This window comes from Pseudomonas sp. Irchel s3h14 (genome assembly GCF_900187425.1).
Classification (GTDB): domain Bacteria; phylum Pseudomonadota; class Gammaproteobacteria; order Pseudomonadales; family Pseudomonadaceae; genus Aquipseudomonas.
In genome coordinates, this window is the sequence record NZ_FYDJ01000008.1 from 36,746 (window position 1) to 56,482 (window position 19,737).

Sequence of the window (19,737 nt, forward strand, 5' to 3'; positions counted from 1 at the left end):
TTGCGCAGGTCATGGATGGGCTGGATGGGGGGTTATCAACGCAGCGCATGGCGTGTGGGCGGGGCTTGGGGCGACTGTTACTCATGCTGCAACAGTTCATGTCATGAATCGCTATTTTTCCTTTTGGCTCAGGGCCTTATTCTTGCCGGGCTTTCACGGCAAACGGCCGGAAAGCAGGAAGCAATGGCGGTGTCTAGTCCACGCCATTAGCGACAGATTTCGGATGAATTGAAGATTTTCGACTCATCGCCCCGTGTTCACTGACGTTGATTTATTGCTCCTTGATCAATCGTCTTACTTTGGCCGCTGCGTTTGCAGCGGCCTTTTTTATGGGCGGTGGTTTTGTGACGATGGTGAAGAGTTGAATGAAGTAAAAGTTGGTACCAACTACTTAATCCAATCTAATTTTTTTACCTACACACCTATCGGAAAGCGACTACATAGTTCTGTAATCACGCGAAGCGCCCTCGCGATTAAGGTTAAAAACAAGTCAGCCGTTCTTTTGCACGCTGACTCTTACCTAATTAATTGCGAGCAATCTTTTCATGAAACCTATTGACCACAACAAGTACCGCGCCACTAAAAGTTTAAACACCCGCGTACGTCTGCTGATCTTTCACTACACAGCCGGTAACTTCTCCAGTTCGGTCAATGCACTCACCGGCCCGAATGTCAGCGCCCACTATCTGGTTCCCGACATTACCGATCCGAGCTACTTGAAAGCAGGTTATACCGGGCAGGAAGTTTTCAATCTCGTCGACGAAACCAAGCGCGCGTGGCACGCGGGAGTGAGTCACTGGGGCAATCGAAGCAATCTGAACGACACGTCTATCGGCGTTGAAATCGTCAACCTTGCAACGTTTAGCCAAGGGGTTTTCAACTTTCCGCCGTATCAGCCAGAACAAATTGCCGCCATTGAAGAGCTGGCGCTGAACATCCTTGAACGCTACCCGGATATCAGCCCGACCCTTGTTCTGGGACACTCGGATATTGCGGTCGGCCGCAAGAGTGACCCAGGGCCGAAATTCCCCTGGCATGCCCTTTACTTGAAAGGCGTCGGTGCCTGGTTCGACGATGCCACCCGAGACACCTATCTGCAGCAATACTGCGAGACCGGCATTCCAGCCCGAAGCGAATTGCTCAAACTGTTCAAGACTTACGGGTATGACGTTTCCGGCGCGTCAACTGAACAAGGCTTCACACACCTTGTTCGGGCTTTTCAGTTGCACTTTCGCCCGGAAACTTACGACGGCATCATGGATGCGCAAACAGCAGCGAATCTGGCGGCATTGGTTCACAAGTATTTTCCTTGATCGCCGCTGCAAACCAGATTTCGGTACCGAATATTAAGAACCAGCAAGGTCAAGAACGATGACCTTGCTGGCTTCATTAAATCGAATACTTCTGCAAATTCGCCATCATTTCCTTCAGCGCTTCAAGGTTGTCCTGCGGATGCGCCGCTCCTTCGAAATCGCAGATCTGCTGCCAATGCGCCGCCACATCTTCGGGGGAGAAACCAACCCGAGGATCAAATCCCGCGCCGAGACTTCGTTCCCAGCGCACCTTGCCCATCCAGCCGCCACCGACTTCAAACAGCCCGGAGGTTTCCTGGCAGTTCTCACTGGCGAGGTACACCACCAGCGGGCTGACCAGTTCCGGTTTGAGTTGTTCAAAGACTTGCGGCGGGATCAGGCCTTCGGTCATGCGGGTGCCGCCGGTGGGGGCGATGGCGTTGACCAGGATGTTGTTCTTGCGGCCTTCGATGGCCAGGGTGCGGGTCAGGCCGTAGAGGCCGAGTTTGGCCATGCCGTAGTTGGACTGACCGAAGTTGCCGTAAATGCCCGAGGTCGAAGCGGTGAAGATGACGCGGCCGTAGTTTTGCTCGCGCAGGTGCGGCCAGGCGGCGCGGGTGACTTTGTAGGCGCCTTCGACGTGGACGCGGTAAACCAGGTCCCAGTCGCCGTCTTCCATTTTGTGGAAGGTTTTGTCCCGCAGGATCCCGGCGTTGTTGACCACTACATCGACACGACCGAAGGTGTCCAAGGCGTTCTGAACGATTTTGTCGCCGTCGGTGACGGAGTCATGGTTGGCCTCGGCGATGCCACCGGCCTCGCGGATTTCGGCCACTACCCGATCGGCTGCCGAAGCGTTTGCACCTTCGCCCTGAGCCGAGCCGCCGAGATCGTTGACCAGCACTTTGGCGCCCTGTTTGGCGAACAGCAGCGCGTGGGCCCGGCCCAGGCCGCCGCCTGCACCCGTGATGATCACGACTTTATCTTCGAAACGCACAGACTCATTCATTGGGGGGACTCCAGCAGGCCAGGGGACAATGAGTCCGAGTGTCAGGCACGGCGATGCGGGTCACAATGAACTGGGGTGAGGCTGAATGGTGCGCGATAAGGCAGGGGGATAATCAGGAACAGGCGGCCTTGCGCGGCGGTGAAACCAGCTGATCGCGAAACTCCAGATAGTGCTTGAGTACCTGCCCCGGCGCCTCGGTTTGCGGGTAGTGGCCAATTCCGGGCAACAAGACCGTGTCCGGGTTCGGGATCAGTTCCCGATAGCGCTCGACCATGTGCGCGCCCGAGATCGGATCGACCTCACCATCGATCACCCGCAACGGTACTTCACCACGCTGCATCGCGCTGACCCAACGCTCGCGCTGGGCACGCCGCTCAGGGATGTAGGCGATCAATTTGTGAATGATCCGTGGCCCTTGATTGCTCTCGATCAAGCTCCAGAAATCATCCATCTCGCTCTCGGTGGGGCGACTTTGCGGACCGAAGATCTGCCGGAAACTCTTCACCAGACGGTCACGGGAAAAGGCTCGCCCGATCATCCAGCCCAAGGGGCTGAGCAGGAGTTTTTGCATCAGGATCGGGCGATGGGTTTCGGGAAAGAGGCCGCCATTAAGGAACACACAACTGGCGATATGGATGCGTGCTTCGTAATGCCGGGCCAACAGTTCCTGGGCCACGCTGTCACCATAATCGTGGGCCAACAGGTGCACCGGCTGCTCGACCTTCACGTGCGCCAGCAAAGCCTGTTGCAGATCGGCCTGCTCCAGCAGGCTGTATTCGTGGTCCACCGGTTTGGCTGAGTCACCAAAGCCGAGCATGTCGCAGGCAATCACCCGATAGCGCTGGGTCAGCGGCTGCCACAGGAAATGCCAGTCCCAACTGGCGGTCGGGAAGCCATGAATGAGCAACAGTGGCTCACCCTGCCCCGCAGTCCAGTAACGGATGGTCTGGCCACGGAATACGAACGTCTGGCCGCGTTTGCGCCAGACACACAAGGGGATCTCGGCGAGTGCCATTAAAGTTTATAACCCGCATCTTGTTTATCGAGTTTGCGCAGCAGCGCTGGCCAGGCCAGTGCGCCGCCCATCCCTTGAGCACTTTTGGTGACGCCGGCGATCATTGCCTTCGCGCCTGCCAGAATCTGCGGCTCGATGGCGATCAACTCGGCGCCACCGTTCTGCGCCAGCACCTGGATATCGCAGGCGCGCTGGAAGGTAAACATCATCAGGAACGTGTCGGCGATGGTCGCGCCGCAGGTCAGCAGACCGTGGTTGTGCAGCATCAGGAAATTGTTTTCGCCGAGGTCGGCTTGCAGTCGCGCTTTCTCTTCATGGTTAAGCGCAACACCTTCGTAGGCGTGATAAGCCAGGCTGGACAAGACAAACAATGATTGTTGGCTGATCGGCAAAATGCCTTGTTTCTGCGCCGACACCGCGACACCCGCCGCCGTATGGGTGTGCAGCACGCAGACGACATCGTGACGAACCTCGTGCACCGCGCTGTGGATGGTGTAACCCGCCGGATTGATCTCGTAAGGGCTGTCCATCAGCTTGTTGCCGGCCTGATCGACCTTGACCAGGCTGGACGCGGTAATCTCGTGGAACATCAGCCCGAACGGGTTGATCAGAAAGTCTTCGGTACCGGGGACCTTGGCCGAGATGTGGGTAAAAATCAGGTCATCCCAGCCATGCAGGGCGACCAGACGATAGCAGGCGGCAAGATCGACGCGGGTCTGCCACTCGGCGACACTGACCTGGTCTTTGACACTGTGTGGCGATTGGACGGGGGTTACGCTCACGACAAGGAACTCCTGTTCTTATTATTTTGCTCACGTGAACCAGTCTAGTCAGCCTCCGGGGATCGTGTAGTTGCATTGGCAGCCAGCTTGATGGCCTAGCGAGTCAGTACGCCAACGAACGTGGATCCATGTCAAAGTACTGCCGCCAACAAGGGTGCGGCGAACAGATTCAGCAGCCCCGTCAGAACCATGACTAACCCCGCCACCGAGCCCTCTTCACCCCCCACTTTATGCGCCCGACTGACCCCGGCACCGTGCGCGCCGACGCCAAACAAGGCCCCTCGAGCCAAGGCGCTGCGCAGGGGCAACCACTTGAGCAGAATGCCGCCGAGCATCGCCCCGAACACCCCGGTGAACATCACAAACACCGCCGTCAGTTCCGGTACGCCGCCCAGGTCCTGGGCCAGCGGCATGGCAAAAGGCGTGGTGATCGAACGTGGCACCAGCGACATCGTCACCGAACTGTCCAGCGCCAGCGCTTTGGCCAACCCGAACGAACTGCCAATGGACGCCGCGCTGCCCGCCAGCATCCCAAGCAACAACGCCGACCAATGCCGCATCAGCATCTGCCGCTGCTGCCAGATCGGCACTGCAAAAGCGACGGTAACCGGCCCCAGCACCAGCATCAGCCAGTGGGTGTTGCTCGAATATTCCGCGTACGCGGTGTGCAGCGGCACGGCGAGTGCCAACAACAGGGCCGGGACCAGAATCAGTGGCGACAGTACATAGCGCCCAGTGCGACGGTAAATCCAGCGGCTGAATAAATAGGCCAGCAGCGTGAAGGCCAGCCAGAACATCGGCATCAGCTCAAGCTTCACGAGACCTCCTCAACCGCACCACCAGTTCCACGGTAAATGCAGTCACCAGCATCACCATCAGCGTGCTGACGCCGATCACCAGCAAAATTCGCCAACCGTCGCTTCGCAGCAGACCGCCGTAATCGAGCAGGCTCATCAGCGCCGGAATGAAGAACAACAGCATCTCGGCCATCAACAGGCCGGCGCCCATTTGTAGCGCTGCCGGTTTGACCACTCCCAAAGCGAACGCCAGCAGCAACAGCACCATGCCGATGACACCACCGGGAATCGGCCAGGAAAACCACACGGCCATCTGGCAGCCGAGCAGATAGATGGCCAGCAGCACGGCCAATTCGGTCGCCAGTCGAGCCAGGCTTTTTAAGGTTGATGCGTTCATGTCTTCGGTCCTCGCAGGTGCTCATTTTAAGGAGCGGGCTGCCATAGCCGAAGCGAATTGTTAGACTCGAAGCCATTCCAAAATGGAATCAGGCAGATGGAATTCAAACAGCTACGCAGCTTCGTCGAGGTCATGCATCAGGGTGGTTTTACTCAGGCCGCCAAGACCTTGCACATCAGTCAATCGGCGGTGAGCAAGCAGGTCGCTCAGCTGGAACAGAGCCTCGGCACTGCGCTGCTCGAACGGCAGGGTTCGCAGCTGCGCCTGACCGCCGCCGGCAGCGTGGTCCTGCAACGGGCCGAAGGCATGTTGCGGCTGCGCAACGAACTGCTCAGTGAGCTGGATGACTTGAGCCAACTGGCCCGCGGGGAATTGCGTCTGGGTTTGCCGCTACTGGGCAGCGACGCGCTGTTCGCCGGACTGTTCGCCGAGTACCGGCGACGCTATCCCAACATCAGCATTCAATTGCTTGAGGGCGGTAGCCTGAACATCGAACAGGCCGTTTTGAGTGGGGAGCTGGAACTGGGTGGCAGCCTGTTGACGAAGGACCCGCAGTTCGCCTTCCAGCCATTCTGCGATGAACCGCTGGACGCCCTGCTGCCGGCCGATCATCCGCTGGCGTCGAAGACTGTGATTGGTCTGGAGGAGTTGGCCGACACGCCATTCCTGCTGTATCAGCGCAGCTTCGTACTCAACGACCGCTTGCTGCAAGCCTGCCAGCAGCTGGGGTTTACGCCGAAGGAAGGCGGTCGGAGCGGCCAGGCTGACTTTCTTGCAGCGCTGGTGGCCGCCGGTCAAGGTGTGGTGCTGTTGCCGCGCGTGGTGGCTCGCGGGCTGGTGCGGCCAGGCGTGGTGCGCCTGACCTTGAACGCGCCGAGCTATCTACGCTGGGATATCGCCTTCATCTGGCGTCAGGGCGCGTACCTGTCAAAAGCCGCGCAAGCCTGGCTCGCCCTGCTGCGCGAGCGGCCGGTCAGCCCCGCAGAGTGCTGACCAACTCCGCCAGCCAAGGCTCGGCATCGGTTTCCGGCGTCACGCTTTCACTGGCGTCCAGACGCAGCATGGGCAGGACTTCGCGCAGGCCCAGTTCGCCGAACAATTCACGCATTTGCTCGCCACCGCCGCAAAACGTGTCGCCGTAACTCGCATCACCCAGGCCAATCACGGCGCCCGGCAAGCCACGCCAGGCAGCTGGTAACTGGTCGCGAATGGCGAAATACAACGGTTGCAGGTTGTCAGGCAACTCGCCCATGCCGGTGGTCGAGGTCACCGCCAGGAAGGCTTCGGGACCAAAAGCCTGAACATCGGCGAGGGTCGCACGCGGGTTGTGCCAGGTTTCGAAACCCGCAGCTTTTAAAATATTTGCGGCGTGGCGGGCGACTTCTTCAGCCGTGCCGTACACCGAGCCGGAAAGGATGGCGACTTTCATCAATCTGATCCTGAAGCTGAGTAAAAAGACGGGGGATATTAACAGCCGTGACAAAAAAGCTGCGATTGACTCTCAATTAACGCTGCTGACCAGTAGAAAGTTGTCAGTGTTCTTTTAGAATGCATCTCACAATCAAATTGGAAAGGACTCTCCGATGATTAACGCCCAACTGCTGCAAATGGTGATCAACGCTTCCAACGACGGCATCGTGATTGCCGAAAAGGAAGGCGAGCAGGACAACATCCTGATTTACGTCAATCCGGCATTCGAACGCCTGACGGGTTACACCAGCGAAGAAATCCTCTACCAGGATTGCCGTTTTCTTCAGTCAGGGGACCGCGACCAGGAAGCTCTCCCGTTGATTCGCGAGGCGTTGAGCAGTGGCGGTTCCTGCCGGGAAATCCTCAGGAATTATCGCAAGGACGGCACGCCGTTCTGGAACGAGCTGTCCCTATCGACTGTGAATAACCCGGATGACGGACAGACTTATTTCATCGGTGTGCAGAAAGACGTCACCCTTCAGGTCAAGGCGCAGCAGCGAGTCGCGCAGTTGGAGGCGCAATTGGCTAAGGTCCAGACCGAGCTTGCCGCACTAAAAGCGACGAACGGCGAAAACCAAACCAAGAATTGAATGTCATTAACTACAATCACCGGTGACTTTGTAAATTTTTCTGTCGAGCAGATCATGCAACGCGACGCACTCCTGACCCAGGATGAGCTGGATTTTATCCAGAAAATGCAACACAACCCGCAACTCAATGTGCGGGATGCGACGTCGAGCCTGCTCGTCAACGGCGGTTCACAGATTCGTGACCTGCTCACGCGCCTTGCCGCTCATGAGCAAGTCACCATTCAGGCCAACTTCGAAAATCAGCAAATGACCTTCCCGCTGCATTTGGTGGAAGACGAATTTCACGCAATGCATTTACGCCTCGGCGTCCCCAGCATCTATGAAGACGGACCGATGGTCCGGCCATGGCGCCTGGTACTCGAAGAACCGGTAGCGCTGGAAAATGCCAATGGCCAGCCCGGTACCCTGTGGGTGCACGAAGTGTCGTTCAAAGGGGTCTTGCTGGAAGTTCGCAACAGGACCAAACCGCCCAAACATTTCGCCTTGTGGTTCAGCCCGTCTGGCTACGAGCGCATCGCGTTGCGCGGCACCTTCGAGAAAGAAACCGAGAGCGGCTTCTTTGCCTATCAGTTGAATCAGGGTGACAGGGACGAAACCGAGCGTCTGCGCCAATACATCCTCCAGCAACATCGGCTGACGCATCCGGCCATGCATCTCTGATTCAAGTGTCCAGGTTGCCTGCCAGGAACTGTTTCAAACGCTGACGGATGACCATTCCTTCGTTACCCAGACATCCAATCGACGATCCAGCCAGGCTCTCCTGCACCAGATCGGACGCATCCCCCGTCAGCATCAACTGACAATCCAGGCTCAAGGCCAGGCGCTTCAATCGCCGTGGCAACTCGGGCGCAGGCGCGTGATTGGAAACCAGCACCAGCGCCTTCGGTTTGACTCTTTCGCAGACCAAGGCCAATTCATCGAATGGCTGACCGATAGCCAACACTTGAATAGCCGAATCGACACTGCTCAGAAACAGTGCCGTTACCAGCACTTCGAGTTCACGACACTGATCGTTGAGGGCGCAGACAATTACCCGTCGAGGCTGCAGGACACGCACCAGCAGCAGGCGTTGCAACACTCGAGAACGCAAAAAACCATCCAGGAAAAACCACTCGCTGGCCTGACCGAACGTTTCTTGGCGCTGCAGCAATTGCTTCCAGAGTGGAAGCAGAATGTCCTGAAACACGACAGTCAGGGGATAACTGGAAAAGATCTGTCCATAGACCTGCTCCAGTTGAACCTCGTCAAAGGCATTCACAACTGCCTGAACTTGTTGCTGCCATTGCGTGTAGTCAGCTTGCACGAGTTCATTCGGGATGATGTGCGACAGCGCCTGAAGCGGTGCAATCCTGGCCAGGATCTTGCCAACTTTACTGACAGCAACGCCGCGTTCGATCCAGCCAAGGATGCTGTGGACCTGATCGATATCGGTCATGGAATACAGTCGATGCCCACTTTCGGTGCGCGCGGGCTGTATCAGCCCATAGCGGCGTTCCCATGCACGTAGCGTGACCGGGTTGACCCCTGTCAGGCGCGCCACTTCGCGTATCGGAAACAGTTCTTCCTGCTCGAGTGGAAGACAGGGCTGCAATCCAGGAACAACGTCAGTCAGGACAGGCATTTTATAATTCTACGTCCATGTATAAATTGGATCCCATTCTACCTCCCCTCCCCCCATACCATTCAAGATGCTGATGGCGACAAATATCACTGACGTTCCAGGCAGAATCAGGAATAATCCTTGCTTGTTCCAAGACGCAGCCCACCACCCCGGCGCTGCGCCTGGCGAAACTCCCATCCGGAGCGACGCAATTGTCATACGGAGATACACAATGTCTACCTCACCCGTCACGCTGATGGTTGCGCGCCGCGTCGCCGATGGGCGTTATCAAGACCTGATCGCCTGGTTACGCGAAGGCGAACAACTGGCCACCGATTTTCCCGGTTATCTCGGCTCTGGCGTGCTCGCTCCGCCGCCCGACGATGACGAATTCCAGATTATTTTCCGCTTCGCCGACGAGCAGACTTTGCACGCCTGGGAGCATTCCGCCTCGCGCACCGCCTGGCTGGCACGCGGCAGTGACTTGTTTGCCCATCCAACAGAACATCGTGTCAGCGGCATCGAAGGCTGGTTCGGCGCGACCGGCCAGCGCCCACCACGCTGGAAACAGGCCGTGGCGATCTGGTTGGCATTCTTTCCGGTTTCCCTGCTGTTCAACGTTGTCCTCGAGCCGTTGCTGAGCGACATGGGCCTGCTGAGCCGGGTGTTCATCAGTACCTTGTGCCTGACCCCGCTGATGGTCTACTTCTTCATTCCACTGTCGACCCGCCTGCTGGCCAGCTGGCTGAACAGCGCGACACCACGGCCATTGCCCGCTACACCCTCCCCCCAAAATCACCGATCTCTGTAGGAGCGAGGCTTGCCCGCGAATGGGGCAACGCGGTCCGTCTGTCAAACCGCGTCATCGTTCTTCGCGGGCAAGCCTCGCTCCTACAAAGGCCCATAGGTGAACAACTCCTGTCGCTGGTATAGTTTTGCTCTTACCGCGACGCGAGCCGTTCATGACCTCTTTCGTAGCCCCGATCCTCATCACCGGTGCCGGCCAACGTGTTGGCCTGCACTGCGCGCAGCGTTTGCTCGAGGATGGCCAGCCGGTGATCTTCAGCTACCGCAGTGAACGCCCCGGCGTGCAAACCCTGCGCGACCTGGGGGCGACCGCGGTATTTGCCGACTTCTCCACTGAAGCCGGAATCTTCGCGTTCATCAGCGAACTGAAAAACCACACCGACAGCCTGCGGGCGATTGTCCATAACGCCTCCGAATGGCTGGCCGAAACCCCGGACACCGACGCCACTGCCTTCACCCGCATGTTCAACGTCCACATGCTGGCGCCCTACCTGATCAATCTGCATTGTGCCGACTTGCTGCAACGCTCAAGCCCCGCCGACATCGTGCACATCAGCGACGACGTGACCCGCAGGGGCAGCAGCAAGCACATTGGCTACTGCGCCAGCAAAGCCGGGCTCGACAGCCTCACCTTGTCCTTCGCCGCGAAATACGCGCCGACAATCAAGGTCAACGGTATCGCGCCAGCCCTGCTAATGTTCAACCCCGACGACGACGCGGCGTACCGCGCCAAGGCACTGGCCAAGTCCGCGCTGGGTATCGAACCTGGCTGCGAAGTGATCTACCAGAGCCTGCGTTATTTGCTCGACAACCCTTATGTCACCGGCACGACCCTGACCGTCAACGGCGGACGGCACATCAAATAAGCGGCCCCCGCGAGGATGTTCCATGACGTTATCCCTGCCCCAGAACGCCCTGTCCCAGAGCTATCGCGAGATCCTCATCGGCCTCGGTGAAAACCCCGACCGCGAGGGTCTGCAAGACACCCCGGCTCGCGCGGCAAAAGCCATGCAGTACCTCTGCCATGGTTATGAGCAAAGTGTCGAAGAGATCGTCAACGGCGCACTGTTCGCTTCCGACAACGATGAAATGATCATCGTCGACAACATCGAGCTGTACTCGCTCTGCGAACATCACATGCTGCCCTTCATCGGCAAGGCGCATGTGGCTTATATTCCAACGGGCAAGGTGCTGGGCCTGTCGAAGATTGCGCGACTGGTGGACATGTTCGCCCGTCGCCTGCAAATCCAGGAAAACCTCACCCGGCAAATCGCCGAAGCGGTACAGCAAGTGACCGGTGCGGCAGGCGTCGCGGTGGTCATCGAAGCCAAGCACATGTGCATGATGATGCGCGGCGTCGAGAAACAGAATTCGACCATGAACACCTCGGTGATGCTCGGCGCCTTCCGCGATTCGAGCAACACCCGCCAGGAGTTCCTGCAATTGATTGGACGGAGCAAGTAGCAATGCCACAACTTCAACCAGGAACGGCACGCATCCGGGTCAAGAATCTGTGCCTGCGGACCTTCATCGGGATCAACGAGGATGAAATCCTCAACAAGCAGGATGTGCAGATCAACCTGACCATCCTGTATGCCGCTCAGGAAGCGGTGCGTGACAACGACATCGATCACGCGCTGAACTACCGCACCATCACCAAGGCGATCATCGCCCACGTGGAGGGTAATCGCTTCGCCCTGCTCGAGCGCCTGACTCAGGAAATTCTCGATCTGGTCATGGCCAACGAGTCGGTGTTGTACGCCGAAGTCGAAGTCGACAAGCCCCACGCCCTGCGATTCGCCGAGTCGGTGTCTATTACGCTTGCAGCAAGCCGCTGACCGCGTCTGGCGCATTGCTCGTCAGACTTTTATCATCCGCGCACGATTTGATTGCACAGAGCCCGCCATGAACGATCAACAACGCCTGGAACTCGAAGCCGCCGCCTTTCGCCGGCTGGTCGCCCACCTGGACAGCCGCAAGGATGTGCAGAACATCGACCTGATGAACCTCTCCGGTTTCTGCCGTAACTGCTTGTCCAAGTGGTACAAGGCCGCTGCCGACGAACGCCAGATCGAGGTCAGCCTCGATGATGCCCGCGAAGTGGTTTACGGCATGCCGTACGCCGAGTGGAAAGCCCAATACCAGCAAGAAGCCAACGCCGAACAACAAGCGGCGTTCGCCAAAGGAAAACCCAATGAGTGATTTGAACACCCTGCGCGCCAGCCTCAAGAGCGGCGAACACGTTTTTGCCGACACCCTGGCCTTCATCGCCGCCGGCTACGACTATCAGCCTCAGGCTTTCAACAACGGCGGCGTGGAAAACGCAGCCGGGCAGAACGAAGGTTCGTGCAAGACATTGGGTCTGGCGCTGCTGGAAGGCTTGAGTGATGAAGAAGCGCTGTTGGCGTTCGGCGAGCATTACCGTTCGGTGGTGGCCACGCCTGGAGGCAGCGATCACGGCAATATCCGCGCGCTGATTGCTCATGGATTGGCCGGTGTGAAGTTCTCGCAGCAACCGCTGACTCGCCGCTGATTCAACACCTTCCAAACACATCCCGACTTTTAAGATTGACCCGGCAACTTTATTTCGTTTGCCGGGCACCGCTGCTCACGGCTTAGATAAAAAGAAGCATCCCTTCTTCAGAGTCGGTCACCCATGAGCAGCGAAACCATCAGCCAGTCGATCAACATCGTTCATCCGGTCACACTCAGCCACGGCAAAAATGCCGAGGTGTGGGACACCGATGGCAAACGCTACATCGACTTCGTCGGTGGCATCGGTGTACTGAACCTCGGCCATTGCCATCCGCGCATCGTCGAGGCCATTCGCGAACAAGCCACTCGGCTGACCCACTACGCGTTCAACGCCGCCCCGCATGCGCCCTACATCGAACTGATGGATCGTCTCACCGCGTTTATTCCGGTGGACTACCCGGTCAGCGGCATGCTCACCAACAGCGGCGCGGAAGCGGCGGAAAACGCCCTGAAGATCGTCCGTGGCGCCACCGGTCGCACGGCCGTCATCGCCTTCGACGGCGCCTTCCATGGCCGCACCCTCGCCACGCTCAACCTCAACGGCAAAGTCGCGCCCTACAAACAGAAAGTCGGCGTGCTGCCCGGTCCGGTTTTTCACCTGCCCTTCCCGAGCAAGGACAACGGCGTGACCTGCGCCGAGGCATTGAAGGCCATGGACCGGCTGTTCAGCGTCGAGATCGACGTCGATGACGTCGCCTGTTTCATCGTCGAACCGGTGCAGGGCGAATCGGGCTTCCTGACGCTGGACGTAGAGTTCGCCCAGGCGCTGCGCCGCTTCTGTGATGAAAAGAACATCCTGTTGATCGCTGATGAAATCCAGTCCGGCTTCGGTCGCACCGGCCAGCGTTTTGCGTTTTCGCGACTGGGCATTGAGCCGGACCTGATTCTGCTGGGTAAAAGCATCGCCGGCGGCGTGCCGCTGGGTGCGGTGGTCGGGCGCAAGTCGCTGCTCGACACCTTGCCCAAGGGCGGACTGGGCGGCACCTATTCGGGCAATCCCATCGCCTGCGCCGCGGCACTGGCAACCCTGGACGAGATGACCGATGCGAACCTGCACGCCTGGGGCGCGCAACAGGAAGAAGCGATTGTCAGCCGTTACCAATCCTGGCGCACCCGCAAGCTGTCGCCGTATCTGGGCCGCTTGACCGGCGTCGGTGCGATGCGCGGCATCGAGCTGACCAATGCCGACGGCACACCGGCCTCGGCGCAATTGACGCAGCTGCTGGCGCTGGCGCGAGACGCGGGTTTACTGCTGATGCCCAGCGGCAAGTCGCGCCACATCATTCGGCTTTTGGCGCCGTTGACCACTGAGGCTTCGGTGCTGGAGGAAGGGCTGGATATTCTTGAGGCGTGCTTCGCAAAACTGTCCTGACAATATGAATCTGGGCGCACAAAAAAACCGGCCGAGGCCGGTTTTTTTGCTTTCTACAGAATCAGAATCAAGCGTTCTGCAGGTCGTCGAGGTAGCGCTCGGCGTCCAGTGCCGCCATGCAGCCGGCGCCGGCCGAGGTGATGGCCTGACGGTAAACGTGGTCAGCCACGTCACCGGCGGCAAAGATACCTTCGAGGCTGGTGGCAGTGGCGTTGCCGTCACGGCCGCCCTGCACAACCAGGTAGCCGTCTTTCAACGTCAGCTGGCCTTCGAACAGCGAAGTGTTCGGGGTGTGGCCGATGGCGATGAACACGCCGTCAACTGTCAGCTCGTCGAAGCTGCCGTCGTTGTTCTTCAGGCGGGCACCGGTCACGCCCATGTTGTCGCCCAGGACTTCGTCCAGAGTCGAGTTCAGCTTCAAGACGATTTTGCCTTCGGCAACCCGGGCATTCAGCTTGTCGATCAGGATCTTCTCGGCGCGGAAGGTTTCGCGACGGTGGATCAAAGTCACTTTGCTGGCGATGTTGGCCAGGTACAGCGCCTCTTCAACAGCGGTGTTGCCGCCACCGACCACAGCCACTGGCTTGTTGCGGTAGAAGAAACCGTCGCAGGTCGCGCAGGCCGAAACGCCTTTGCCCATGAACGCTTCTTCCGACGGCAGGCCCAGGTAACGAGCGCTGGCGCCGGTCGCGATGATCAGGGCGTCGCAGGTGTAAGTCGCGCTGTCGCCGGTCAGGGTGTACGGCTTGGCAGCGAAGTCCACGGCATTGATGTGATCGAAGACGATTTCGGTTTCAAAGCGCTCGGCGTGCTCTTTCATGCGGTCCATCAGCGCCGGGCCGGTCAGGCCGTGGACGTCGCCAGGCCAGTTATCGACTTCGGTGGTGGTGGTCAGTTGACCGCCGGCTTGCATGCCGGTGATCAGCAGTGGCTTGAGGTTGGCACGGGCGGCATAGACCGCGGCGCTGTAACCGGCAGGGCCGGAACCGAGAATAATCACTCGCGAATGACGGACTTCAGACATGACCTGCTCCTGTTGACCGGCCCGAAACTTCTGGCGCGGAACGCCGGGTTGCCGGCGGGAATAAAAAAGGACCGTTGAAAGCACTTGGGGAAGGCTTGAGCTCGACAGTCCTGTAAAAAGATTGGGTGCAGCGTATCGAGGGGGCGAAGATTAAGGAAATACGGTTTAACAATCCAGCTCATAGGCGGTCTCTATCCGATCACGATGGATACATAGGCGCCTTTGTTACAGTTAATGTCGATGCTGCTACCGCGCTTTCGCCCGTCAGGCAAAGCCGGTAAGGTCGGCGCGTTTCCCCTTTGCTCGGAGCACGTTATGCCCGCCCCCGTTCTGTCCGGCCCGCAATACCTGCGCGAAGGCCTCAAGCTGGTCCTGAGCCCAAGCCTGCGTTTGTTCGTGCTGTTGCCGCTGGTGATCAACCTGGTGCTGTTCGTCGGATTGATCTACCTGGCCAGCCATCAATTCAGCCTGTGGGTCGATACGTTGATGCCGTCCCTGCCCGACTGGCTGAGTTTTCTCAGTTATGTCCTCTGGCCGTTGTTCGTGGTGCTGGTGGTGTTTATGGTGTTTTTCACCTTCACCATGCTGGCCAACATCATCGCTGCGCCCTTTAACGGCTTCCTCGCGGAGAAAGTCGAAGTGGTGGTGCGTGGCACCGACGACTTCCCGTCCTTCAGCTGGGGCGAGCTGATCGAAATGATCCCCCGCACCCTGGCCCGGGAGATGCGCAAGCTCGGCTACTTCCTGCCGCGCGCCATCGGGTTGTTCATTCTCTCGTTCATTCCGGTGCTGAACATCATCGCTGCGCCACTGTGGCTGCTGTTCGGGGTGTGGATGATGGCGATCCAATACATCGACTACCCGGCGGATAACCACAAACTCGGCTGGAACGAGATGCTCGCCTGGCTGCGCGAGAAGCGCTGGCAGAGCATGAGTTTCGGCGGCAGTGTTTATCTGGTGCTGCTGATTCCGGTGGTCAACATCCTGATGATGCCGGCCGCCGTGGCGGGTGCGACCTTGTTCTGGGTACGTGAACGCGGCGCGGAAAACCTGGTGACCCAGCGCTGACCCGGTCACAAATCCATCATCCCACCGTCACACTGACGACATGGCCTCAGCCGACACTGAGGTCATGACGACAGCTCTGCATATCACCCTGATCACCGAAACCTTCCCTCCCGAAATCAACGGAGTGGCCAATACCCTCGGCCGCTTGTACGACGGCTTGCGCGCGCGCGGGCATCAAGTGGAGTTGGTGCGACCGCGTCAGGGTTGCGATCAGCAGTTGGGCAGCGATGATGCGTTGTTGCTGTGTCGAGGCTGGCCGCTGCCGGGTTATCCGGGCTTGCAATGGGGTCAGTCGTCGATGCACAAGCTGCTGCGGCGCTGGAAGCGTCATCGGCCGGACGTGCTGTACATCGCCACGGAAGGACCGCTGGGATTGTCCGCGTTACGCGCGGCGCGGCGTTTGGGGATTTCCGTGGTCAGCGGCTTTCACACAAATTTCCAGCAGTATTCCAGCCAGTATGGGCTTGGACTGCTGACGCGATTGCTGACCCATTACCTGCGCTGGTTTCACAATCGTTCGACGCTAACCCTGGTGCCAAGCGTGAGCCAAAGAATGGAACTGGAGCGCCGGCATTTCGAGCGCCTGGCATTGCTGTCGCGTGGGGTCGACAGCCAGTTGTTTCACCCGACCAAGCGGCTGACGTCGCTACGCGAACAGTGGGGGTTGGCCGACAGTGACATTGCCGTCATCCACGTAGGTCGTCTGGCACCGGAGAAAAATCTTGGCTTGCTCAAGCGCAGTTTCGAAAGGCTGCGTACGACTTATCCACAGAAAAACCTGAAGTTGATCGTGATCGGCGACGGCCCGCAACGAGTGGTCCTGGAGAAAGAACTGCCCGAGGCGATTTTCTGTGGCTCACAACGCGGCGAAGCCTTGGCCAGTCACTATGCCTCGGGGGATGTGTTTCTGTTTCCAAGCCTGACCGAGACTTTCGGCAACGTGGTGCTTGAGGCACTGGCTTCGGGTTTGGGTGTGGTGGCCTACGATCAAGCGGCGGCGGCTCAGCACATCCGCCATGGCTACAACGGCGTACTGGCGATGCCGGGGGACGAAGAGGCGTTCTGCGATGCAGCGTGTTGGCTGCTGGAGGAGCGCGAAACCTTGCGCTGCATACGGCTTAATGCGCGTCAGCATGCGAGTCGCCAGGGCTGGGCCGCGATTATCGAGCAATTTGAAGGGCAGTTGCGCGGGGCCTGTCAGACCCCGCTTGCCCCAGGTATTGAGCCTCGGCTTAAACCAGGGTCATCAACGCCTCACGGCTGAACGGCAGGATGTCTTCTTCACGGCCGTCACGCACTTTTTGCGCCCAGTCCGGGTCCACCAGCAACGCACGACCTACTGCCACCAGATCGAATTCATCATTGTTCAAACGCTCCAGCAGTTTTTCCAGACTGGCCGGCTGCGCGATCTTGTCGGTGTTGACCATGAACTGCAGGAACTCGCCATCCAGGCCGACGCTGCCCACGGTGATGGTCGGTTTACCGGTGAGCTTACGGGTCCAGCCGGCCAGGTTCAGCTCGGAACCGTCGAACTCCGGCTCCCAGAAACGGCGCGTCGAGCAGTGGAAAATATCCACGCCGGCGTCGGACAACGGCTTGAGGAATTCGCCCAACGCTTGCGGCGTTTGCACCAGACGCGCGGTGTAATCCTGCTGCTTCCACTGCGAGAAACGGAAGATGATCGGAAAGCCTTCGCCGACCGCTGCACGCACCGCCTGGATCAGTTCAATGGCGAAACGCGAACGGTTAGCCAGGCTGCCGCCGTATTCATCGGTGCGCTGGTTGCTACCTTCCCAGAAGAACTGGTCCACGAGGTAGCCGTGGGCACCGTGAATTTCCACGCCGTCCATGCCGATGCTCTGGGCATCTTTGGCGGCTTGGGCAAACGCGGCGATCACGTCCTGGATATCTTGCTTGCTCATGCCGTGAACCACGACCTGACCGTCCTTCAATTTTTCCGACGGACCATAACCCGGCACGCTGGCGTCCGGCTCGGTGCCGATGCGGCGCACGCTGCCGACATGCCACAGCTGCGGAACGATCTTGCCGCCTTCGGCGTGAACCGCGTCGACCACTTTCTTCCAGCCGGCCAGCGCTGCTTCACCGTAGAAGTGCGGCACGTTCGGGTATCCGTTGGAAGCCTTGTGGCCGACGGTGGTGCCTTCGGTGATGATCAGACCCACACCCGCAGCGGCGCGACGACGGTAGTACTCGATCACTTTGGAATTGGGAACGCCACCCGGCGAAAACGAACGGGTCATCGGCGCCATGACGACGCGGGTCGGCAATTCGAGGGTGCCGAGGTGGAACGGTTTGAACAGGGCTTTGACGGGCATGGGACGCTCCACGGGATATAGACTTTATGACGACGATAATATGGAGAGTCAGCCGCGCTGAACAGCACTATTGATTTTGGTGATTAAGGATCAAAAGACAGAAGCAAAAAGATCGCAGCCTCGTTTCACTCGACAGCTCCTACATGAACCGCCTGGCTGTGTAGGAGCTGTCGAGTGAAACGAGGCTGCGATCTTTTGATCTTTCTTTTAGCTCAGCGCTTTTTCGATCGCCTGGATGACAGCATGATCATCCGGCGCCGTTCGCGGCGAGAACCGCGCCAGCACGCGACCATCCTTGCCCAGCAGGAATTTTTCGAAGTTCCAGGTAATGTCACCGGGAAATTCAGCCCCCTCGCCCGCCAGCAGACGGTACAACTGATGACGATCGTGACCGTTGACTTCCAGCTTGCTGGACAACGGAAAGGTCACGCCATAGTTGAGGCTGCAAAATTCCTGGATCTCTTGCTCGGAGCCCGGTTCCTGACCGGCAAACTGGTTGCACGGCAGGCCCAGCACGCTGAAACCCTGGCCCTTGTATTTCTGGTAGAGGTTTTCCAGCGCCGCGTATTGTGGGGTCAAGCCACATTTGGAGGCGACGTTGACCACAAGCACGACGTGCCCCTTGAGGGGTGCCAGCGGTAGCTCCTGACCATCCAGGGCTGTCAATTTAAGGTCGTGAAAAGCACTCATGACGAACTCCAGATTCCCGTGTTCTTCTCGAAACAGCCACTTGGCGGTGTCACCAGGGACAGCCGCGGACTAAAAAAGGCGCCCCTCGGGCGCCTCTCCAGTTCTCGAAAGCTTAGCGCAGAAAATCAGTGGTGATGGCCACCTTCGCCATGGACGTGACCATGAGCGATTTCTTCCTGGCTGGCGTCGCGGATGTCGATGATCTTGACCTGGAAATTCAGGCGCTGACCGGCCAACGGGTGGTTGCCGTCGACGGTGACATCGTCGCCGTCCAGATCGCGAATGGTGACGATCTGCATCTGGCCGTCCGGAGCGGATGCGTGGAACTGCATGCCCACTTCCAGCTCGTCGACGCCTTCGAACATGCTGCGGCTCAACGTGCTGACCAGTTCGGCAGCGTATTCGCCATAGGCATCTTCAGGTTCTACGGCGACAGTCAGTTCGTCACCGACTGCTTTGCCTTCCAGAGCCTTTTCCAGGCCCGGAATGATGTTACCTGCGCCTTGCAGGTAGACCAGCGGCGCGCCGCCGGCGGAGCTGTCGATGACCTCACCAGCGTCGTTGGTCAGGGTATAGTCGATGGAGACAGCCTTATTGGCGGCGATCAGCATGGGGCGAGACCTTTTGCATAAGAATGAAGAATGGCCAAGTTTAGCGAAGCAATCGCCCGAAAGCGAACACAACCCGGACAGACGGGTGGCGGCGAAAGGCTCGACGGTCACAGGCTTCCATCAGGATGAGGACGGGCACTGGGTAGCCGAGCTTTCCTGCGGTCACACCCAGCACCTGCGCCACCAGCCACCGTGGCAATCACGCGCCTGGGTCCTGGACCCCGCGCAACGTATTGAAAAAATAGGCCAGCCCTTTGATTGCGGTTGGTGCGCACAAGGCTCGGTTAGCGCTAACCTTGGCGACTGAATTTCGGTAGAAGGCCAGTCATAGGCGTTCACCAT

Annotated in this window: 25 protein-coding genes; 14 read left to right on the top strand and 11 right to left on the bottom strand. The window is 58.7% G+C overall.

All coding sequences use genetic code 11. The features are described from left to right. The first annotated feature begins 545 nt into the window (after window positions 1–545). On the top strand, window positions 546–1,313 hold the full coding sequence (locus CKW16_RS17095) for an N-acetylmuramoyl-L-alanine amidase (RefSeq protein ID WP_095129412.1): 768 nt from the start codon (window positions 546–548) through the stop codon (window positions 1,311–1,313). Window positions 1,314–1,389: 76 nt separating this feature from the next. Here the strand turns inward: CKW16_RS17095 and CKW16_RS17100 are convergent, their stop codons facing one another. From CKW16_RS17100 to CKW16_RS17120, 5 genes are all read right to left on the bottom strand, one after another. Beyond that, window positions 1,390–2,301 carry an SDR family oxidoreductase gene (locus tag CKW16_RS17100; RefSeq protein WP_046052916.1) on the bottom strand — a complete coding sequence of 304 codons (912 nt, stop codon included), beginning with the start codon at window positions 2,299–2,301 and terminating at the stop codon, window positions 1,390–1,392. Between the two features lie 112 nt (window positions 2,302–2,413). Next, window positions 2,414–3,316 carry an alpha/beta fold hydrolase gene (locus CKW16_RS17105; RefSeq protein WP_095129413.1) on the bottom strand — a complete coding sequence of 301 codons (903 nt, stop codon included), beginning with the start codon at window positions 3,314–3,316 and terminating at the stop codon, window positions 2,414–2,416. After that, complete coding sequence (locus CKW16_RS17110) at window positions 3,316–4,098, bottom strand: class II aldolase/adducin family protein (RefSeq protein ID WP_095129414.1); 783 nt, start codon at window positions 4,096–4,098, stop codon at window positions 3,316–3,318. Before CKW16_RS17110 ends, CKW16_RS17105 begins: the two co-directional genes overlap by 1 nt. Window positions 4,099–4,229: 131 nt before the next feature. Beyond that, complete coding sequence (locus tag CKW16_RS17115) at window positions 4,230–4,916, bottom strand: LrgB family protein (RefSeq protein WP_095129415.1); 687 nt, start codon at window positions 4,914–4,916, stop codon at window positions 4,230–4,232. Next, window positions 4,906–5,292 carry a CidA/LrgA family protein gene (locus CKW16_RS17120; protein WP_095129416.1) on the bottom strand — a complete coding sequence of 129 codons (387 nt, stop codon included), beginning with the start codon at window positions 5,290–5,292 and terminating at the stop codon, window positions 4,906–4,908. The genes CKW16_RS17115 and CKW16_RS17120 overlap by 11 nt, the downstream gene beginning before the upstream one ends. 96 nt (window positions 5,293–5,388) lie before the next feature. Here CKW16_RS17120 and CKW16_RS17125 point away from each other — a divergent pair, with 96 nt between their 5' ends. Then, on the top strand, window positions 5,389–6,285 hold the full coding sequence (locus CKW16_RS17125) for a LysR family transcriptional regulator (RefSeq protein ID WP_095129417.1): 897 nt from the start codon (window positions 5,389–5,391) through the stop codon (window positions 6,283–6,285). On the opposite strand, the gene CKW16_RS17130 is transcribed toward CKW16_RS17125, so the two are convergent. Then, window positions 6,266–6,721 carry a flavodoxin gene (locus tag CKW16_RS17130; protein ID WP_095129418.1) on the bottom strand — a complete coding sequence of 152 codons (456 nt, stop codon included), beginning with the start codon at window positions 6,719–6,721 and terminating at the stop codon, window positions 6,266–6,268. The genes CKW16_RS17125 and CKW16_RS17130 overlap by 20 nt on opposite strands. A gap of 154 nt (window positions 6,722–6,875) precedes the next feature. On the opposite strand from CKW16_RS17130, the gene CKW16_RS17135 reads away from it, so the two are divergent. Then, window positions 6,876–7,352 (top strand): PAS domain-containing protein, encoded by a 477-nt coding sequence (locus CKW16_RS17135; protein ID WP_095129419.1) that lies wholly within the window; start codon window positions 6,876–6,878, stop codon window positions 7,350–7,352. A 54-nt stretch (window positions 7,353–7,406) separates the two neighbouring features. Beyond that, window positions 7,407–8,012, top strand: a complete 606-nt coding sequence (locus CKW16_RS17140) for a hypothetical protein (protein ID WP_095129420.1) — start codon at window positions 7,407–7,409, stop codon at window positions 8,010–8,012. A gap of 1 nt (window position 8,013) precedes the next feature. Here CKW16_RS17140 and CKW16_RS17145 read toward each other — a convergent pair whose 3' ends face one another. Beyond that, window positions 8,014–8,973: a MerR family transcriptional regulator gene (locus tag CKW16_RS17145; protein ID WP_095129421.1), complete on the bottom strand. Its 960-nt coding sequence runs from the start codon at window positions 8,971–8,973 to the stop codon at window positions 8,014–8,016. 211 nt (window positions 8,974–9,184) lie between these two features. Here CKW16_RS17145 and CKW16_RS17150 point away from each other — a divergent pair, with 211 nt between their 5' ends. The 7 genes from CKW16_RS17150 to CKW16_RS17180 all read left to right on the top strand — a co-directional run bounded on the left by CKW16_RS17150 (window position 9,185) and on the right by CKW16_RS17180 (window position 13,666). Continuing rightward, on the top strand, window positions 9,185–9,763 hold the full coding sequence (locus CKW16_RS17150; RefSeq protein WP_095129422.1) for an antibiotic biosynthesis monooxygenase: 579 nt from the start codon (window positions 9,185–9,187) through the stop codon (window positions 9,761–9,763). Between the two features lie 151 nt (window positions 9,764–9,914). Further along, entirely contained in the window at window positions 9,915–10,625 is a 711-nt protein-coding gene (gene folM, locus CKW16_RS17155; protein ID WP_095129423.1) for a dihydromonapterin reductase, read from the top strand. A gap of 22 nt (window positions 10,626–10,647) precedes the next feature. Next, window positions 10,648–11,223 (top strand): GTP cyclohydrolase I FolE, encoded by a 576-nt coding sequence (gene folE / locus CKW16_RS17160; protein WP_095129424.1) that lies wholly within the window; start codon window positions 10,648–10,650, stop codon window positions 11,221–11,223. Between the two features lie 2 nt (window positions 11,224–11,225). Further along, complete coding sequence (gene folX, locus CKW16_RS17165; RefSeq protein WP_008150698.1) at window positions 11,226–11,597, top strand: dihydroneopterin triphosphate 2'-epimerase; 372 nt, start codon at window positions 11,226–11,228, stop codon at window positions 11,595–11,597. Window positions 11,598–11,664: 67 nt separating this feature from the next. Next, the gene (locus CKW16_RS17170; protein WP_095129425.1) at window positions 11,665–11,961 is read left to right on the top strand and encodes a DUF1244 domain-containing protein; all 297 of its coding nucleotides are present in this window, start codon (window positions 11,665–11,667) and stop codon (window positions 11,959–11,961) included. Then, window positions 11,954–12,292, top strand: a complete 339-nt coding sequence (locus CKW16_RS17175; protein WP_095129426.1) for a HopJ type III effector protein — start codon at window positions 11,954–11,956, stop codon at window positions 12,290–12,292. Before CKW16_RS17170 ends, CKW16_RS17175 begins: the two co-directional genes overlap by 8 nt. A gap of 123 nt (window positions 12,293–12,415) precedes the next feature. Continuing rightward, window positions 12,416–13,666 (top strand): aspartate aminotransferase family protein, encoded by a 1,251-nt coding sequence (locus CKW16_RS17180; protein ID WP_095129427.1) that lies wholly within the window; start codon window positions 12,416–12,418, stop codon window positions 13,664–13,666. Between the two features lie 67 nt (window positions 13,667–13,733). Here CKW16_RS17180 and trxB read toward each other — a convergent pair whose 3' ends face one another. After that, window positions 13,734–14,690: a thioredoxin-disulfide reductase gene (gene trxB / locus CKW16_RS17185; RefSeq protein WP_008150707.1), complete on the bottom strand. Its 957-nt coding sequence runs from the start codon at window positions 14,688–14,690 to the stop codon at window positions 13,734–13,736. A 315-nt stretch (window positions 14,691–15,005) separates the two neighbouring features. On the opposite strand from trxB, the gene cysZ reads away from it, so the two are divergent. Together cysZ and CKW16_RS17200 are read left to right on the top strand one after the other, a co-directional pair. Next, entirely contained in the window at window positions 15,006–15,758 is a 753-nt protein-coding gene (cysZ, locus tag CKW16_RS17195; RefSeq protein ID WP_095129429.1) for a sulfate transporter CysZ, read from the top strand. 40 nt (window positions 15,759–15,798) lie between these two features. Next, window positions 15,799–17,022 (top strand): glycosyltransferase family 1 protein, encoded by a 1,224-nt coding sequence (locus CKW16_RS17200; RefSeq protein WP_095129430.1) that lies wholly within the window; start codon window positions 15,799–15,801, stop codon window positions 17,020–17,022. On the opposite strand, the gene CKW16_RS17205 is transcribed toward CKW16_RS17200, so the two are convergent. The 3 genes from CKW16_RS17205 to CKW16_RS17215 all read right to left on the bottom strand — a co-directional run bounded on the left by CKW16_RS17205 (window position 16,991) and on the right by CKW16_RS17215 (window position 19,395). Continuing rightward, window positions 16,991–18,094, bottom strand: a complete 1,104-nt coding sequence (locus CKW16_RS17205; protein WP_095129431.1) for an NADH:flavin oxidoreductase — start codon at window positions 18,092–18,094, stop codon at window positions 16,991–16,993. The genes CKW16_RS17200 and CKW16_RS17205 overlap by 32 nt on opposite strands. 207 nt (window positions 18,095–18,301) lie before the next feature. Beyond that, entirely contained in the window at window positions 18,302–18,784 is a 483-nt protein-coding gene (locus tag CKW16_RS17210; RefSeq protein WP_095129432.1) for a glutathione peroxidase, read from the bottom strand. A gap of 125 nt (window positions 18,785–18,909) precedes the next feature. Continuing rightward, entirely contained in the window at window positions 18,910–19,395 is a 486-nt protein-coding gene (locus CKW16_RS17215) for a peptidylprolyl isomerase (RefSeq protein ID WP_007901600.1), read from the bottom strand. On the opposite strand from CKW16_RS17215, the gene CKW16_RS17220 reads away from it, so the two are divergent. Then, complete coding sequence (locus CKW16_RS17220; RefSeq protein WP_095129562.1) at window positions 19,364–19,702, top strand: DUF3565 domain-containing protein; 339 nt, start codon at window positions 19,364–19,366, stop codon at window positions 19,700–19,702. The genes CKW16_RS17215 and CKW16_RS17220 overlap by 32 nt on opposite strands. Window positions 19,703–19,737 lie beyond the last annotated feature (35 nt).

What these genes read in the sequence shown, in the direction of transcription:
- CKW16_RS17220 (WP_095129562.1), top strand. Translation starts at nt 19,364, where the DNA reads ATGGAGACAGCCTTATTGGCGGCGATCAGCATGGGGCGAGACCTTTTG.
- folX (WP_008150698.1), top strand. Translation starts at nt 11,226, where the DNA reads ATGCCACAACTTCAACCAGGAACGGCACGCATCCGGGTCAAGAATCTG.
- CKW16_RS17205 (WP_095129431.1), bottom strand. Translation starts at nt 18,094, where the DNA reads ATGCCCGTCAAAGCCCTGTTCAAACCGTTCCACCTCGGCACCCTCGAA.
- CKW16_RS17105 (WP_095129413.1), bottom strand. Translation starts at nt 3,316, where the DNA reads ATGGCACTCGCCGAGATCCCCTTGTGTGTCTGGCGCAAACGCGGCCAG.
- CKW16_RS17095 (WP_095129412.1), top strand. Translation starts at nt 546, where the DNA reads ATGAAACCTATTGACCACAACAAGTACCGCGCCACTAAAAGTTTAAAC.
- CKW16_RS17145 (WP_095129421.1), bottom strand. Translation starts at nt 8,973, where the DNA reads ATGCCTGTCCTGACTGACGTTGTTCCTGGATTGCAGCCCTGTCTTCCA.
- CKW16_RS17215 (WP_007901600.1), bottom strand. Translation starts at nt 19,395, where the DNA reads ATGCTGATCGCCGCCAATAAGGCTGTCTCCATCGACTATACCCTGACC.
- CKW16_RS17120 (WP_095129416.1), bottom strand. Translation starts at nt 5,292, where the DNA reads ATGAACGCATCAACCTTAAAAAGCCTGGCTCGACTGGCGACCGAATTG.
- folE (WP_095129424.1), top strand. Translation starts at nt 10,648, where the DNA reads ATGACGTTATCCCTGCCCCAGAACGCCCTGTCCCAGAGCTATCGCGAG.
- CKW16_RS17135 (WP_095129419.1), top strand. Translation starts at nt 6,876, where the DNA reads ATGATTAACGCCCAACTGCTGCAAATGGTGATCAACGCTTCCAACGAC.
- CKW16_RS17180 (WP_095129427.1), top strand. Translation starts at nt 12,416, where the DNA reads ATGAGCAGCGAAACCATCAGCCAGTCGATCAACATCGTTCATCCGGTC.
- CKW16_RS17130 (WP_095129418.1), bottom strand. Translation starts at nt 6,721, where the DNA reads ATGAAAGTCGCCATCCTTTCCGGCTCGGTGTACGGCACGGCTGAAGAA.
- CKW16_RS17140 (WP_095129420.1), top strand. Translation starts at nt 7,407, where the DNA reads ATGCAACGCGACGCACTCCTGACCCAGGATGAGCTGGATTTTATCCAG.
- CKW16_RS17100 (WP_046052916.1), bottom strand. Translation starts at nt 2,301, where the DNA reads ATGAATGAGTCTGTGCGTTTCGAAGATAAAGTCGTGATCATCACGGGT.
- CKW16_RS17210 (WP_095129432.1), bottom strand. Translation starts at nt 18,784, where the DNA reads ATGAGTGCTTTTCACGACCTTAAATTGACAGCCCTGGATGGTCAGGAG.
- trxB (WP_008150707.1), bottom strand. Translation starts at nt 14,690, where the DNA reads ATGTCTGAAGTCCGTCATTCGCGAGTGATTATTCTCGGTTCCGGCCCT.
- folM (WP_095129423.1), top strand. Translation starts at nt 9,915, where the DNA reads ATGACCTCTTTCGTAGCCCCGATCCTCATCACCGGTGCCGGCCAACGT.
- CKW16_RS17125 (WP_095129417.1), top strand. Translation starts at nt 5,389, where the DNA reads ATGGAATTCAAACAGCTACGCAGCTTCGTCGAGGTCATGCATCAGGGT.
- cysZ (WP_095129429.1), top strand. Translation starts at nt 15,006, where the DNA reads ATGCCCGCCCCCGTTCTGTCCGGCCCGCAATACCTGCGCGAAGGCCTC.
- CKW16_RS17170 (WP_095129425.1), top strand. Translation starts at nt 11,665, where the DNA reads ATGAACGATCAACAACGCCTGGAACTCGAAGCCGCCGCCTTTCGCCGG.
- CKW16_RS17200 (WP_095129430.1), top strand. Translation starts at nt 15,799, where the DNA reads ATGGCCTCAGCCGACACTGAGGTCATGACGACAGCTCTGCATATCACC.
- CKW16_RS17175 (WP_095129426.1), top strand. Translation starts at nt 11,954, where the DNA reads ATGAGTGATTTGAACACCCTGCGCGCCAGCCTCAAGAGCGGCGAACAC.
- CKW16_RS17150 (WP_095129422.1), top strand. Translation starts at nt 9,185, where the DNA reads ATGTCTACCTCACCCGTCACGCTGATGGTTGCGCGCCGCGTCGCCGAT.